Genomic DNA, 13,722 nt, shown 5'->3' on the forward strand with positions numbered 1-13,722 from the left:
CGAGGACTTCGGGTCATGCGCATTCTCTGGACACTGCCCTACCTGCCTTGGCCGACCACCAGCGGCCACAAAACCCGGCAATACCATCTGCTGCGCGCACTGGCGCAGCGCGGCCACCGAATCACCCTGCTGGTGCAGTCGAAAATCCCTCTCAGCGATGCAGCACGTGAGGCCCTGGAGCCACTCCTCGAACGCCTGATCGTGCTACCCCGCAGGCCGCTGCACAGCCCACTCAACCTGCTGGCTTCACCCATCATCGACTACCCCATGCGGGCAATCATCAATGGCCTGGCGCCGCGCCTGCGGCACCGGTTCGAGCAATTGCTGGACGAACCCTGGGACGTGATCCAGATCGAGCACAGTTACAGCTTCCAGCCGTTCGAAAAAGCCCTGCTGGCTCGCGGGCTGCCCTTCATGCTGACCGAGCACAACCTAGAGTCGGTAATGGGCGGTGCCTGCCACGACCGCCTGCCGCTATGGTTGCGCCCGCTCAACGCCTTCGACCGCTGGCGCTACCGGCGCTGGGAGCACCGAGTGCTACGCCAGCCCACCGAACTGGTGGCGGTCTGCGCCCACGATGCCGAACTGATCGCGCAGATCAGCGGGCGCCCGGTGAATGTGGTGGTCAACGGCGTGGATTGTGATTTCTACCAGCAAGTGCAACCTGCGGTGCACAGCCAGCGCCTGTTGTTCGTCGGCAATTTCGAATATGGCGCCAATCTGGAGGCCATCGAATGGGCACTGGACGACATCATGCCGAAGGTGTGGATGAGCAACCCGGCGGTGCGTCTGGCTATTGCCGGGCATGCCATGCCGGCCAACTGGAAACTTCACTGGAACGACCCACGCATTGAATGGTTCGGCTACCGCCCCGACCTGCGTGAACTGCAACGATGTTCAGCGTTATTCTTCGCCCCCCTGCGCTATGCAGGTGGCTCGAAGGTGAAAATCCTCGAAGCGATGGCCGCCGGCTTACCCGTGATCACCACCGACAAGGGCGTTTCAGGCCTGACCGTGAACAACGGCGAGCACTACCTGGGCAGTGACGACGGTGACCTGCTGGCACTGCTGATCACCCAACTGCTCAATCAGCCCTGGCGCATGAGCCAGTTGAGTGCTGCCGGGCGTCAGTTTGCCCGCCAGCGCCACGACTGGAGCGTGGCCGCCCAGCAACTGGAGAATGTGCACATACGCCTGACCCAGGCGGCACCGGCCGAGGCCGCGCCGCTGGACAGTGCCTGGCTGGGCCGCTCAGCCAAGTAGCTCGCTGAAGGGAATGAATGGCACGCTGTCGCCCTGCTTCGGCGTGCTGCCTTCACGCACTTCCACCAACCCCTCGGCCCAGGCTGCGCTGCGCAGCACACCCGAGCTCTGGTTCTTGTAGATGCGCACTCGGCCCTGTTCGATGCGCGCGCGCAGGTATTCGCGGCGCGTACCCGGCTTGGGCCAGTCAAACCCAGCGGGCATGTCGAACCGCAGCGGCGTCACGTCAACTACACCCTGACGACGCAGCAGGTAGGGCCTGGTCAACAGACCAAAGGTGACCAAGGTCGAGGCCGGGTTGCCCGGCAGGCCGATCACCGGTACACCCTGAAAGTGGCCGAAGGTCAGCGGCTTGCCCGGTTTGATCGCCAGCTTCCACAACGCCAGTTCGCCGGCCTCGCGCAGGGCAGCACCGAGGTAGTCGGCTTCCCCCACCGAGACGCCTCCGGTGGACAGAATCAGGTCTACGTCACCCAGTGACGCCAGGCAGGTGCGAGTGCGCGCCAGGTCATCCGGCAGGATGCCGGCATCGACCACTTCGCAACCCAGCCGCTGCAACCAACTGACCAGCAGCCTTCGGTTGCTGTTGTAGATCTGCCCGGGCCCCAGCGGCAGGCCAGGCTCGACCAGTTCGTCGCCGGTCGACAGCACCGCCACTTTCACCTTGCGTACCACGTCCAGGCGGCCATGCCCCAAGGTCGCCGCCAGGCCCAGTTCGATCGGCCCGAGGCGGGTGCCGGCGCTCATCACCTGCTCGCCTTTGCGGGTTTCCTGGCCTTGAGGCCGTATGTTCTGCTCGGTGCGCAATGTTTCGAGAAAGCGCACCCGGCCATCTTCGAGTACTTCGGTGTTTTCCTGCATCTCGACGCAGTCGGCCCCCTCCGGCACAGGCGCACCGGTGAAGATCCGTGCGCAGGTACCCGGTTGCAGCGGTTGGGGCGCATGGCCGGCGAAAATACGCTGGCTGACCGGCAGCGGCTGGCCCTGCCAGTCAGCCAGGCGCAAGGCATAACCGTCCATGGCGCTGTTCGGCCAAGGCGGCAGGTCGAGCGAGGCCACCAGGTCGGTGGCCAGCACGCGGCCTTCGGCTTCGGCCAGCGGCAGGTTTTCGATCTCGCCAATCGGTGCAGCTTCGGCAAGCGCCAGCAGTTGCTCCAGCGCCTGTTCCACCGGCATCAGCGGCCGGGCCTGGCTGACCTCAGCCACGGCTGTCACAGGCCGCTGCCTGCTTCAGGTGCGGCACGAAGTTGCACGGACGATGACGGGCATCAAGCTGCTCGGCCAGGATGCCATCCCAACCGGTGCGCACAGCGTTGGTCGAGCCCGGCAGGCAGCACACCAGAGTGCCGTTGGCCAGCCCGGCCAGGGCACGCGACTGCACGGTGGAGGTGCCAATGTCGGCCACTGAAATCTGCCGGAACAGCTCGCCAAAACCGTCCACTTGCTTGTCCAGCAGGCAGGCCACCGCCTCGGGGGTGCTGTCGCGGCCAGTAAACCCGGTACCGCCCGTAATCAGCACCACTTGCACGCTGTCATCGGCGATCCATGCGGCTACCTGGGCTCGGATCTTGTACAGGTCATCCTTGAGCAGCACACGCTCGGCAAGGCGATGACCGGCGGCGCTCAGGCGGTCGACGAACATCTGGCCAGAGGTGTCAGTGTCGAGGGTACGGGTGTCGCTGACCGTGAGCACGGCGATGTTCAGCGCCACGAAGGGGGTATCTGCCTTGGCTTTCATGGGTGTCCGTCACAACAGGATGAGATGGACGCAGTTATATCACAGCGCACCTTTTCCGGCGTTGCCCCCATCGGCCTTGCCCTGGATCAAGGGGACGAATTAGTCGCTATGCTGCACTTGGAGTGAACTTGCACTAACGTCCTGCGTCATAAATGTCATCTAGCACCATCGCACTTGGAGAAACACGATGATCAAACGGACCCTACCCGCCTTCCTGCTCGCCTTGGGCTTGGGCGCCCTCGCCGGCTGCTCGACTCCAACCGTCATTACCCTGAACGATGGCCGGGAGATCCAGGCAACCGACAAACCGTCCTACGACGAAGACTCTGGCTTCTATGAATTCGAGCAACTCGACGGCAAGCGCACGCGCTTGAACAAGGACCAGATCCGCACCGTCAAAGAGCTCTGACCAAGGCCCCGTTCAGGCCATGGCCCTTTAAACAACAAGGGCTTGCGGGCAAAAACGGGATGCAGTAGGATTTTGGTCATCGGAGTGTAGCGCAGCCAGGTAGCGCGTCTCGTTCGGGACGAGAAGGCCGCAGGTTCGAATCCTGTCTCTCCGACCAGATCCTTATCAAAAAGCCCGCCATGTGCGGGCTTTTTGTTGTGTGCGAAAAATGCCTCCGTGCGCGGGTTCAGCCGCTGTGGGCACCTGCAACCACTGCAGACCGAGTCAAGCGCTCAGGCGGGAGGTGACTTCGCCCAACTGCCCTGACAAACCATGCAGGCGCTGCCCCGCCTGCTCCGTATGCTGCACCGCTTCCTGATTGGCTGTGGCAATGCGGGTAATTTCGATCAGGTTGCGCGAGATATCTTCGGCTACGCTGGTCTGCTCCTCTGCCGCCGTGGCGATCTGCCGGTTCATGTCGCGGATCGCCTCCACCGCCAGGGTAATGCGTTGCAGCATCTGCCCGGCCTGCTCGACCTGCTCAGCCCCTTCCTGGCTACGTTGCTGGCCGCTTTCGATGGCCTTGACCGCCTCCACAGCCCCCGACTGTACCGCTTCGATGATCTGGTGAATCTCTGCAATCGACGCTGCCGTGCGCTGGGCCAGGCTACGCACTTCATCAGCGACTACCGCAAAACCACGCCCGGCTTCGCCAGCACGGGCTGCTTCGATGGCTGCGTTAAGCGCCAGCAGGTTGGTCTGTTCAGCAATGCCACGGATCACTTCCAGCACTTTGCCTATACGTGTGCTGTCATGCTCCAGATCGCGAATTACCGACGCCGTGCCGGCAATTTCGCGGTTGACCAACCCGATGATGTCGATGGTCTGCTGCATCACCTGCTCGCCCGCCTGGGCGCTGTGGTCGGCGTCATCGGCCGCACGGGCAGCCTCGGCGGCGTGGCGAGCGACCTCTTGGGCAGTGGCGGACATTTCGTGCATGGCCGTGGCCACCTGGTCGGTACGCTGGAATTGGTCATGAGTACCGCGGGCCATGTCACCGGCAATATTGCGCAACTGGCCGCTGGCACCTTCCAGCTCCTGAGCGTTGTCCTGCAGCCGGCCGACGGTGTCGGCAAGGAAGTCACGCAGGGTGTTGGCTGCCCGCGCCAGGCGCCCCAACTCATCCTCCCGACGGCTTTCGACCCTGGCAGCAAAGCAGCCCTGGCTGAGCTGCGCGACGTACTCGATCAACTGACGGATCGGCTCGATCAGGCTACGGTTGACCAGCCACAGGCTGAGCAGCCCCACCAGCACCGCAGAAGCCAGCATCACCAGCAGGCCCAACCATACCGTGCGCTCGGCACTGGCATTGATGCTGTCTGCACGCTGACGGGCATCGGCGCGCAGCTGCTCGACCAGTTCGCTCATCTGCTCACTGGCGGCACGATCCACGCCTTTGACCGCCCGGTCTCCCGCTCCCGGATCGCCGCCTGCCGCAAGGAAGGCCTGGCGGCCTTGCGCATAGGCCTGGCCCAACTGGCGGTGGCTGTCGCGCAATTGCTGCAGCGACGCCTTGAGCGTGGCATCGCTATTGTCGATCAATTGCCCGAGCAGTTGTTGTACTTGCTGTTCGCGGGCCTGGAACTGCTGCCAGTACTTGTCCATCTCCGCTGGCTGGCGCCCGCGCAGTAGCACGTTTTTCCATTCCTGCACCTGTATCTTGAACTGCAGGTTGGCTTCGTCAATCAATTGCGAAGCCCGCAGCGGCCCGTCGACCAGCTCGGCGTAGCCACGCACGCTGGACGACAGGAACTGGAAACACACCAGGGCGATCAGCAGCATCGCCAGCACACTGCCGCCGAGCAGCGAAAGAATTTGCACTCTGAGGGATTTACGCAACATCGAGGGTCTCGGAACCAGAGGGAGTAGGCTGAGGCCGCTGTACAGCCTCATTACTGGCAGGCCAAAAAAAAGCTGCCATCACGCAATGGCAGCCAGGTCGAGCACTTACGCAACAGTTGAGGCAAATACTCTCAGGCAATTACTACAGAAATGTTACAAGGCCGCGACACGCTAACCGGTGGTGAACTGCAGCGCTGCCAGCCGTGCATACAGCGGGCTGTCCTCGATCAACTGACGGTGGGTGCCCACCGCCACCAGCCGACCCTGGTCGATGACCGCGATGCGCTCGGCGTGCTGCACTGTGGCCAGGCGATGGGCGATCACCAGCGTGGTACGGCCGGCCATCAGCCTGGGCAGCGCTTGCTGGATCAAGTATTCGCTTTGTGCATCGAGGGCACTGGTGGCTTCGTCCAGCAACAGGATCGGCGCATCGACCAGCAAGGCCCGGGCGATCGCCAAGCGCTGACGCTGCCCGCCGGAAAGGCCTATGCCGCCCTCCCCCAGTTGTGTCTGGTAGCCTTGGGGCAATTGCCGTATGAATTCGTCGGCATGGGCGCCGCGGGCTGCTGCTTCGACTTCAGCCAAGGTCGCCTCGGGCCGGCCATACCGAATGTTGGCCTCCACCGTGCCACGGAACAACGAGGGGTTCTGCGCCACCAGGGCGAACTGCCGGCGCAGCTGGTCGGGATCAAGCTCGGTAACCGGCTGGCCATCAAGCAGGATGCGGCCTTGCTGAGGGTCGTAAAAGCGCAGCAACAAATCGAACAGGGTCGACTTGCCTGCCCCGGAAGGGCCTACCAGGGCGACGGTCTGCCCAGGCTCGATGGTCAGGCTCAGGCCGTCAACAGCCGCCACTGTGGGCCGTGAAGGATAAGCAAACACCACCTGCTGCAACTCGATACGCCCACTGGCCCGCTGCTGTGGCAGCACCTGCGCCACGGCAGGCGGCAGGATGGCACTTCGCGCGGCCAACAATTCGGCAATGCGCTCGGCAGCACCCGCGGCCCGCTGCAGTTCGCCGATCACCTCACTGAGGGTACCGAAGGCGCTGCCGACGATCAGGCTGTAGAACACGAATGCAGCCAGCTCGCCTGCGGATATGCGCCCGGCGATCACATCCATGCCGCCGACCCACAGCATCACCCCCACCGCCCCCAACACCAACACGATCACCAGGGTAATCAGCCAGGCACGCTGGGCAATCCGCTTGCGGGCAACCGTGAACGCTGCTTCGACCGTATCGGCGAACAGTTCGCGGTCGTGCGCCTGGTGGTTGTAGGCCTGCACGGTCTTGATCTGCCCCAGCGTCTCAGCCACGTAGCTGCCCACATCCGCGACCCTGTCCTGGCTCTGCCGCGACAGGCTACGCACCCGACGGCCGAACAACAGGATCGGTGCCAGCACCAGCGGCAACGTTACCACCACGATGCTGGTGAGCTTGGGGTTGGTAATGAACAGCAATGCCACACCACCAATGACCATCAGCGCGTTGCGCAGGAACATCGACAGCGATGAACCGATCACGGATTGCAGCAAGGTGGTGTCCGCTGTCAGCCGCGACTGGATCTCGGAGCTGCGGTTGTCTTCGAAAAAACCTGGGTGCAGGCCGATCAGGTGGTCGAAGACGGCACGACGGATATCGGCCACACAGCGCTCGCCAATCCACGACACCAGGTAAAAACGGCTGAAGGTACCCACCGCCAGCGCCAGCACCAGCAGCAGGAACAGCCCGATGGTCTGATTGAGCTGGTGCGCGGAGCGGGTCATGAAACCTTGATCCACCAGCAGGCGGATGCCTTGGCCCATCGACAGGGTGATGCCAGCTGTGACTACCAGCGCCAGCAATGCCAGCAGCACCTGCCGGCGATAAGGGCGAACGAACTGCCAAGCCAGGCGCAAGGCGCGGCGTTGGCGCGGGGAAACCGATTCGGGCATGGCGACGACCACAAAGGGTGGGGAAGCGGCAGCCTACCACTCATCCCGGTCGGGAGACTGCATGAAGGTTGCTATAACGCATCGATCTAAACAGCTTATGGAGCTTTCACAGGCTTTCTGCTGGACTGTTGCTGCCGTGACCCAGAAGCTGTCACAGGCCAGTCACGGCGCAGGGCTACCCTGAGCTTGAACCTGAAGAGGAGACAGTGCATGAGCTTGCAGCATGGCAGTGATAACCAGAAGCCCCAGACCTCTCCGCAACCGCAAGTATGCGGTTCGATCATCGACGCCAAGGGGCGCGAAGTGCCGATCACCGAGCAGATGATCCAGCAGGCCTGCAAGGCCCTGGAAGAAAGCCGTGTCGAGCGCGTACGCAAAGGTTGATCGGCGAATTCTTTGCAACCCGGCGCTTGCGCCGGGTTTTTATCTGCCCAGCCAGTGGGCTTGACCACCCCCACAGATAACCGTACATACCTGCAAGGTCACGACAAGGTTTGCTTAGACCAACACCCCACCCAGGGCACTGACCAACTGCGCCAACTGCGGCGCCTCCCCGTGCAAGCGCACGGCCAGCCCCTCGATCTCGCGCCTTGGCGGGTATTGCTTGCGCAACTGGTCGAACGCCGCTCGCTGTTGCTGCGGATCATCGCTCAGGCTACGGCGGAAATCGGCATCATCGCGGCGCGGGTCATACACGGCGCGACACAGGGTGGCCAAGGCCCAGGACAGGTCGGTGCTGGCATCCAGATCGATCTGCGCCAACGGTGGCCTTGGCAGCAGCTCGCCCAGTCGCACCTGCTCGTCCACACCCAGGAAGCGGCACAGCGCCTGGTAGATCTGCGCCGTACCACGCTGGCGACCATCGAGGCTATAGCCGGCAATGTGCGGCGTAGCCAGTGTGCACAGGTCGGCCAACTGCAGGTCGACCTGCGGCTCCCCTTCCCACACATCCAGCACCGCGTGCACGTCTTCGCGGTCCAGCAGCAGCTCGCGCAGGGCCACATTATCCACCACCGGGCCACGGCTGGCGTTTACCAGCCAGGCACCTGGGCGCAACTGTGCCAGCTGCGCCTGCCCCAGCAGGTGCCAGGTCGGGTACTCGCCGCCGCGTTGCAATGGGGTATGCAAGCTGATTACATCGCACTGCTGCAGGATGGTTTCGAGGCTGACGTAGTCGCCGCCCTCGGCGGCCTGACGCAACGGGTCGCACACCAGCACCTTCCAGCCCAGGCCGTGCAGCACCCGCACCAGACGGCCACCCACTTCACCCGCGCCCACAACGCCATACACGCGCTCAGGCAATGCCACGCCATCCAGCTCGGCCAGGGTCAGCAGGCTGCCCAGCACGTAATCGACCACGCCGCGGGCGTTACAGCCAGGCGCGCTGCTCCAGCGGATACCGGCCTCTGCAAAGTAGTCCAGGTCCAGATGATCAGTACCAATGGTGCAAGTGCCGACAAAGCGTACACGGCTGCCTTCGAGCAACTGACGGTCGACCTTGGTCACCGAGCGTACCAGCAGGATATCGGCGTCCTTGACGCTGGCAGCATCGAGGCTTCGGCCGGGGTAGCGGCGAATTTCACCGAACCCCTGGAAGAAGGCATCGAGCAGCGGGATGTTCTCGTCGGCAACTATCAGCATGGTGCTCTCCTGTCTGGGGAGAGCAGTGTAGGCGCAACGCCGGGCCTGTTCCAGAGCGATTCAGTCGGCTTTCTTGCGGATCCAGTACAGGAAAGTGCCGGCGTCCTCTTGCTGCTGCAGCAGCTCGTGGCCGAGGAAGTTGCAGAACTTGGGGATGTCGCGGCGGGTCGACGGGTCAGTGGCGATGACCTTGAGCAGGCCGCCGGCGGCCAGGTTGCGTACGTGCTGGTGCAGCATCATCACCGGTTCCGGGCAGTTCAGGCCGGTGGCATCGAGGATGGCGTCGGGGGTGAAATCGGTCATGGGGGGCTCCGAAAATGATCGCTATTGTCGCGCATAGCGCGGTGCGGTCCAAGGGGGCTTAGACGCATGCCTTCAGCATTGTGTGAATATTGAGATCGAGCGCCGCCCGCGCGGCGCATCGCGAGCTTCGCTCGCTCCTACGTTTGTTTCTGGCCAGTAACGCCTGTTACAGGCGCGCGCGACCGTTTTGTTTGTACGACGCAATATCGCGCCAAGCGCCAAAGCGTTCGCGCGCAAATGGCACAGAAATAATTGGCCCGAAACAAACGTAGGAGCGAGCGAAGCTCGCGATGCGCCGCGCGGGCGGCGCTCGATCTCAATGCAAACAGCAAATGCAAACCATCCACCTGAAACGCTCAGCGCGGTTTCAAATCGAGCCGCCTCAGGTGGCAAGTCACTTCCTCGCGGTCGTGGTACAGCTGCTTGCAGGCGATCGACACCTTGATCTTGCGTGCCTTGAATGTCGCCTCCATACGATCGAGCAAGCGCCGTACTTCGGCATAACGCTGCTTCATCGGCAACTTCAGGTTGACCACTGCCTCGCGGCACAGCCCTTCACCCAGCCAGGTTTCGATCAGCGAGGTGGTACGCGCCGGCTTCTCGACGATATCGCACACCATCCAGTCTACCGGCTGCTTCGGCTGCCAGGTAAACCCATCGGCCATCAAGTGCTGGACCAGGCCGGTGTCCATCAGGCTTTCGGCCATCGGCCCGTTGTCGATGGCTGTCACCAGCATGCCGCGGCGCACCAGCTGGTAGGTCCAGCCACCCGGCGAGGCTCCCAGGTCGACGCCGGTCATGTCATCACCCAGGCGCTGCTCCCACTGCTCACGCGGAATGAACTGGTGCCAGGCTTCTTCCAGCTTGAGTGTCGAACGGCTGGGCGCCTCGCGAGGGAACTTCAGGCGCGGGATGCCCATGGGCCACAAGGCGCTGTTGCTGGCCGATGCAACGCCGACAAATACCCGCCGGCCGCTGATGAAGGTCAGTAGCAAACGTGGGCGGCCAGGGTCATCGACCAGGCGGCCGGCCTTCTCCAGGGCCTTGCGCAACGGCACTTCGAACTTTCGGCAAAAGGTGGACAATTCCTTGCCTTCGTTGCTGTCCAGCACCTCCAGCCAAAGGCTGCCGAACACCGGGAAGTCGGCCAACTGTGCCAGCAGCACACTGATGCGGTCACTTTCCGGCAGTTCGACGTAACCGCCACGTGCCCACTGCCGCGGGAAAATCAGCTGGTTGAAACGCAGTTCCCCCATCAAGCGCTCGGCACCGCCCTCCTCGCTACAGACAAACTCGGCACTGGCACTTTGCGGCTTGCCTTTGGCATAGCCGGCAACACCCAGGCGGGCGGCATGTTCGCTGATCTCGGCGCAAACCTCGCCCTCGAAACCGGGCCGGCAATGCATGAACAGGGTATTCATCTCTCACTCCACTACGGCTGGCGCACCACAGGCGCCGGCAGGGCGGCGATGATAAAGGAAGTTCGGAACCTGCGACACGCCCCGCCGGTCCAGAAAAGGGTCAGGTAGCCTAAACCGGTCTAACCTGACCACTCAGCCAGGTCCGTACCGTGCGGACCGATACAGAGCGGTGCTGCCGGCAAACCGTGAATATTTGCCGGGCACCGGTGCAGAAGGAGTTGGCAATGCCCTCGCTCGATAGCCTGAACACCCTCAAGCCCCTCAAGGTCGGCGACCAGACCTACCACTACTTCAGCCTCACTGAGGCCGCCCGCCAGCTGGGTGACCTGCAGCGCCTGCCCATGTCGCTGAAAGTGCTGCTGGAAAATCTGCTGCGCTGGGAGGACGGCACAACCGTCACTGGCGACGACTTGCGCGCCATTGCCCAATGGCTTGGCGAACGGCGCTCCGACCGCGAGATCCAGTACCGCCCGGCGCGGGTGCTGATGCAGGACTTCACCGGCGTACCTGCCGTGGTCGACCTGGCGGCCATGCGCGCCGCCATGGCCAAGGCTGGTGGCGACCCACAACGGATCAACCCGCTGTCACCGGTCGACCTCGTGATCGACCACTCGGTAATGGTCGACCGCTACGGCACGCCGCAAGCCTTTGCCGAAAACGTCAACATCGAAATGCAGCGCAATGGTGAGCGCTATGCCTTTCTGCGTTGGGGCCAGAGCGCGTTCGACAATTTCCGCGTAGTACCCCCGGGCACCGGCATTTGCCACCAGGTCAACCTGGAATACCTGGGCCGCACGGTGTGGACCCGTGAGGCTGATGGCCGCACCTATGCCTTCCCCGATACCTTGGTGGGCACAGACTCGCACACCACCATGATCAACGGCCTGGGCGTACTTGGCTGGGGTGTCGGCGGCATCGAAGCGGAAGCGGCCATGCTCGGCCAGCCGGTATCGATGCTGATCCCCGAGGTAATCGGCTTCAAGCTGACCGGCAAGCTGCGAGAGGGCATCACTGCCACTGACCTGGTGCTGACCGTGACGCAGATGCTGCGCAAGAAAGGCGTGGTGGGCAAGTTCGTTGAATTCTATGGCGACGGCCTGGCCGAGCTGCCCCTGGCCGACCGCGCGACCATTGCCAACATGGCACCGGAATACGGCGCCACCTGTGGCTTTTTCCCGGTCGACCAGGTCACCCTGGACTATCTGCGCCTTTCGGGCCGCCCCGAAGCGACCGTGCAGCTGGTGGAGCAGTACTGCAAGGCGCAGGGCATGTGGCGCCTGCCCGGCCATGAACCGTCATTCAGCGACACGCTGGCACTGGACATGGACGAGGTCGAAGCCAGCCTGGCCGGGCCCAAGCGGCCACAGGACCGCGTAGCACTGGGCCAGGTCAGCCAAGCCTTCGACCACTTCATCGAGCTGCAGCCCAAACCGCTGGCCAAAGAAGTTGGCCGCCTGGAAAGCGAGGGCGGCGGCGGTGTGGCGGTGGGCAACGCCGACCAGACCGGCGCGATCGACTACAGCCATCAGGGCCAGACCCACACCCTGCGCGATGGAGCCGTGGTGATTGCCGCGATCACCTCATGCACCAACACGTCCAACCCCAGCGTGATGATGGCTGCCGGGCTGGTGGCGAAAAAAGCACTGGAGAAAGGCCTGCAACGCAAACCCTGGGTCAAGAGCTCGCTGGCGCCGGGCTCCAAGGTGGTCACCGACTACTTCAAGGCAGCCGGGCTCACGTCTTACCTCGACCAGTTGGGTTTTGATCTGGTCGGTTATGGCTGCACCACCTGCATCGGCAACTCCGGCCCGCTGGACGAGGCGATCGAGAAAGCTATTGGCAGCGCCGACCTCACCGTGGCCTCGGTGCTGTCGGGCAACCGCAACTTCGAAGGCCGCGTGCACCCGTTGGTCAAGACCAACTGGCTGGCCTCGCCCCCGCTGGTGGTGGCCTACGCCCTGGCCGGCAGCGTGCGCCTGGACCTGACGCGCGACCCGCTAGGCTCAGGCAAGGACGGCCAACCGGTCTACCTGCGTGATATCTGGCCGAGTCAGCAGGAAATTGCCGAGGCTGTGGCCAAGGTCGATACGGCGATGTTCCACAAGGAATACGCCGAAGTGTTTGCCGGTGATGCGCAGTGGCAGGCCATCGAGGTGCCACAGGCCGCCACTTACGTGTGGAAGGCTGACTCCACCTACATTCAGCACCCACCGTTTTTCGACGGCATCGGCGGGCCGCCACCACAAATTGCCAATATTCACGGCGCACGGGTGCTGGCGCTGTTGGGCGACTCCGTGACCACTGACCACATTTCCCCCGCCGGCAACATCAAGACCGACAGCCCGGCCGGGCGCTACCTACGGGAACAGGGTGTGGAGCCACACGATTTCAACTCCTACGGTTCGCGGCGCGGCAACCATGAAGTGATGATGCGCGGCACCTTCGCCAACATCCGTATCCGCAACGAAATGCTGGCAGGAGAAGAAGGCGGTAACACCTTGCATGTGCCCACTGGCGAGAAGCTGTCGATCTACGACGCAGCCATGCGTTACCAGCAGGAAGGCACCCCGCTGGTGGTGATTGCCGGCCAGGAGTACGGCACCGGTTCGAGCCGCGACTGGGCAGCCAAGGGTACCAACCTGCTGGGGGTCAAGGCCGTGCTGGCGGAAAGCTTCGAGCGTATCCACCGCTCCAACCTGGTGGGCATGGGCGTGTTACCGCTGCAGTTCAAGGCGGGGCACAACCGCAAACAGTTGGGGCTGACCGGCAAGGAGCAGATCGATGTACTGGGGCTGGACGGTGCACATCTCCACCCCGGCATGAGCCTGCCCTTGCGCATTACCCGCGAAGATGGCCAGCAGGAACAGATCGAGGTGCTATGCCGGATTGATACCCTGAACGAGGTGGAGTACTTCAAGGCGGGGGGGATTCTGCATTATGTATTGCGCCAGATGATCGCTGGCTGAGACGGATAGCCTGGCACAGGATTTGTGCCGTTTTCTAAACCGAGCGCCGCGCGGGCGGCGCTTGGTCACATGGGCGCCGGTGCCCCACAGCCGTATGCGTCCAAGTCCCTCGCGACAGGGCTGGCCCTTGGCCACCCATTCGGTCATCATCTGACTCACCCGTCA

11 protein-coding genes and 1 tRNA gene are annotated in these 13,722 nt (G+C 63.2%); 5 read left to right on the top strand and 7 right to left on the bottom strand.

Annotated elements, in window-relative coordinates:
- Positions 1-15 precede the first annotated feature (15 nt).
- The gene (locus QCL51_RS16900) at positions 16-1,263 is read left to right on the top strand and encodes a glycosyltransferase family 4 protein (protein WP_274148093.1); all 1,248 of its coding nucleotides are present in this window, start codon (positions 16-18) and stop codon (positions 1,261-1,263) included.
- Here QCL51_RS16900 and glp read toward each other — a convergent pair.
- A complete protein-coding gene (gene glp / locus QCL51_RS16905) occupies positions 1,252-2,478 on the bottom strand; it encodes a gephyrin-like molybdotransferase Glp (RefSeq protein ID WP_021785441.1) in 1,227 nt (408 codons plus the stop codon). The genes QCL51_RS16900 and glp overlap by 12 nt on opposite strands.
- A complete protein-coding gene (moaB, locus tag QCL51_RS16910) occupies positions 2,462-3,001 on the bottom strand; it encodes a molybdenum cofactor biosynthesis protein B (RefSeq protein ID WP_103443931.1) in 540 nt (179 codons plus the stop codon). The genes glp and moaB overlap by 17 nt, the downstream gene beginning before the upstream one ends.
- Before the next feature lie 187 nt (positions 3,002-3,188).
- Here moaB and QCL51_RS16915 point away from each other — a divergent pair, with 187 nt between their 5' ends.
- Positions 3,189-3,410 carry a YgdI/YgdR family lipoprotein gene (locus QCL51_RS16915; RefSeq protein ID WP_003248738.1) on the top strand — a complete coding sequence of 74 codons (222 nt, stop codon included), beginning with the start codon at positions 3,189-3,191 and terminating at the stop codon, positions 3,408-3,410.
- A gap of 80 nt (positions 3,411-3,490) precedes the next feature.
- Positions 3,491-3,567: transfer RNA gene (locus tag QCL51_RS16920), tRNA-Pro, on the top strand.
- A 107-nt stretch (positions 3,568-3,674) separates the two neighbouring features.
- On the opposite strand, the gene QCL51_RS16925 is transcribed toward QCL51_RS16920, so the two are convergent.
- Together QCL51_RS16925 and QCL51_RS16930 are read right to left on the bottom strand one after the other, a co-directional pair.
- Positions 3,675-5,291 (bottom strand): methyl-accepting chemotaxis protein, encoded by a 1,617-nt coding sequence (locus QCL51_RS16925; protein ID WP_028697560.1) that lies wholly within the window; start codon positions 5,289-5,291, stop codon positions 3,675-3,677.
- 171 nt (positions 5,292-5,462) lie between these two features.
- Positions 5,463-7,226, bottom strand: a complete 1,764-nt coding sequence (locus QCL51_RS16930; RefSeq protein ID WP_028697559.1) for an ABC transporter transmembrane domain-containing protein — start codon at positions 7,224-7,226, stop codon at positions 5,463-5,465.
- A gap of 210 nt (positions 7,227-7,436) precedes the next feature.
- On the opposite strand from QCL51_RS16930, the gene QCL51_RS16935 reads away from it, so the two are divergent.
- A complete protein-coding gene (locus QCL51_RS16935; RefSeq protein WP_003248731.1) occupies positions 7,437-7,610 on the top strand; it encodes a PA1571 family protein in 174 nt (57 codons plus the stop codon).
- Positions 7,611-7,724: 114 nt separating this feature from the next.
- On the opposite strand, the gene pdxB is transcribed toward QCL51_RS16935, so the two are convergent.
- The 3 genes from pdxB to rlmM form a co-directional block, all read right to left on the bottom strand.
- Entirely contained in the window at positions 7,725-8,867 is a 1,143-nt protein-coding gene (gene pdxB / locus QCL51_RS16940; RefSeq protein WP_021785446.1) for a 4-phosphoerythronate dehydrogenase PdxB, read from the bottom strand.
- Between the two features lie 60 nt (positions 8,868-8,927).
- Positions 8,928-9,170 carry a sulfurtransferase TusA gene (tusA, locus tag QCL51_RS16945; RefSeq protein WP_003248727.1) on the bottom strand — a complete coding sequence of 81 codons (243 nt, stop codon included), beginning with the start codon at positions 9,168-9,170 and terminating at the stop codon, positions 8,928-8,930.
- Between the two features lie 356 nt (positions 9,171-9,526).
- Positions 9,527-10,591, bottom strand: a complete 1,065-nt coding sequence (gene rlmM / locus QCL51_RS16950; RefSeq protein WP_003248725.1) for a 23S rRNA (cytidine(2498)-2'-O)-methyltransferase RlmM — start codon at positions 10,589-10,591, stop codon at positions 9,527-9,529.
- Positions 10,592-10,815: 224 nt separating this feature from the next.
- Here rlmM and acnA point away from each other — a divergent pair, with 224 nt between their 5' ends.
- Complete coding sequence (gene acnA, locus QCL51_RS16955) at positions 10,816-13,557, top strand: aconitate hydratase AcnA (protein ID WP_338443791.1); 2,742 nt, start codon at positions 10,816-10,818, stop codon at positions 13,555-13,557.
- The last annotated feature ends 165 nt before the right edge of the window (positions 13,558-13,722 follow it).

The sequence above is a fragment of the Pseudomonas sp. LTR0 genome (genome assembly GCF_036630035.1).
GTDB lineage: Bacteria > Pseudomonadota > Gammaproteobacteria > Pseudomonadales > Pseudomonadaceae > Aquipseudomonas > Aquipseudomonas putida_Y.

What these genes read in the sequence shown, in the direction of transcription:
- pdxB (WP_021785446.1), bottom strand. Translation starts at nt 8,867, where the DNA reads ATGCTGATAGTTGCCGACGAGAACATCCCGCTGCTCGATGCCTTCTTC.
- QCL51_RS16925 (WP_028697560.1), bottom strand. Translation starts at nt 5,291, where the DNA reads ATGTTGCGTAAATCCCTCAGAGTGCAAATTCTTTCGCTGCTCGGCGGC.
- acnA (WP_338443791.1), top strand. Translation starts at nt 10,816, where the DNA reads ATGCCCTCGCTCGATAGCCTGAACACCCTCAAGCCCCTCAAGGTCGGC.
- QCL51_RS16900 (WP_274148093.1), top strand. Translation starts at nt 16, where the DNA reads ATGCGCATTCTCTGGACACTGCCCTACCTGCCTTGGCCGACCACCAGC.
- rlmM (WP_003248725.1), bottom strand. Translation starts at nt 10,591, where the DNA reads ATGAATACCCTGTTCATGCATTGCCGGCCCGGTTTCGAGGGCGAGGTT.
- QCL51_RS16930 (WP_028697559.1), bottom strand. Translation starts at nt 7,226, where the DNA reads ATGCCCGAATCGGTTTCCCCGCGCCAACGCCGCGCCTTGCGCCTGGCT.
- QCL51_RS16915 (WP_003248738.1), top strand. Translation starts at nt 3,189, where the DNA reads ATGATCAAACGGACCCTACCCGCCTTCCTGCTCGCCTTGGGCTTGGGC.
- tusA (WP_003248727.1), bottom strand. Translation starts at nt 9,170, where the DNA reads ATGACCGATTTCACCCCCGACGCCATCCTCGATGCCACCGGCCTGAAC.
- QCL51_RS16935 (WP_003248731.1), top strand. Translation starts at nt 7,437, where the DNA reads ATGAGCTTGCAGCATGGCAGTGATAACCAGAAGCCCCAGACCTCTCCG.
- moaB (WP_103443931.1), bottom strand. Translation starts at nt 3,001, where the DNA reads ATGAAAGCCAAGGCAGATACCCCCTTCGTGGCGCTGAACATCGCCGTG.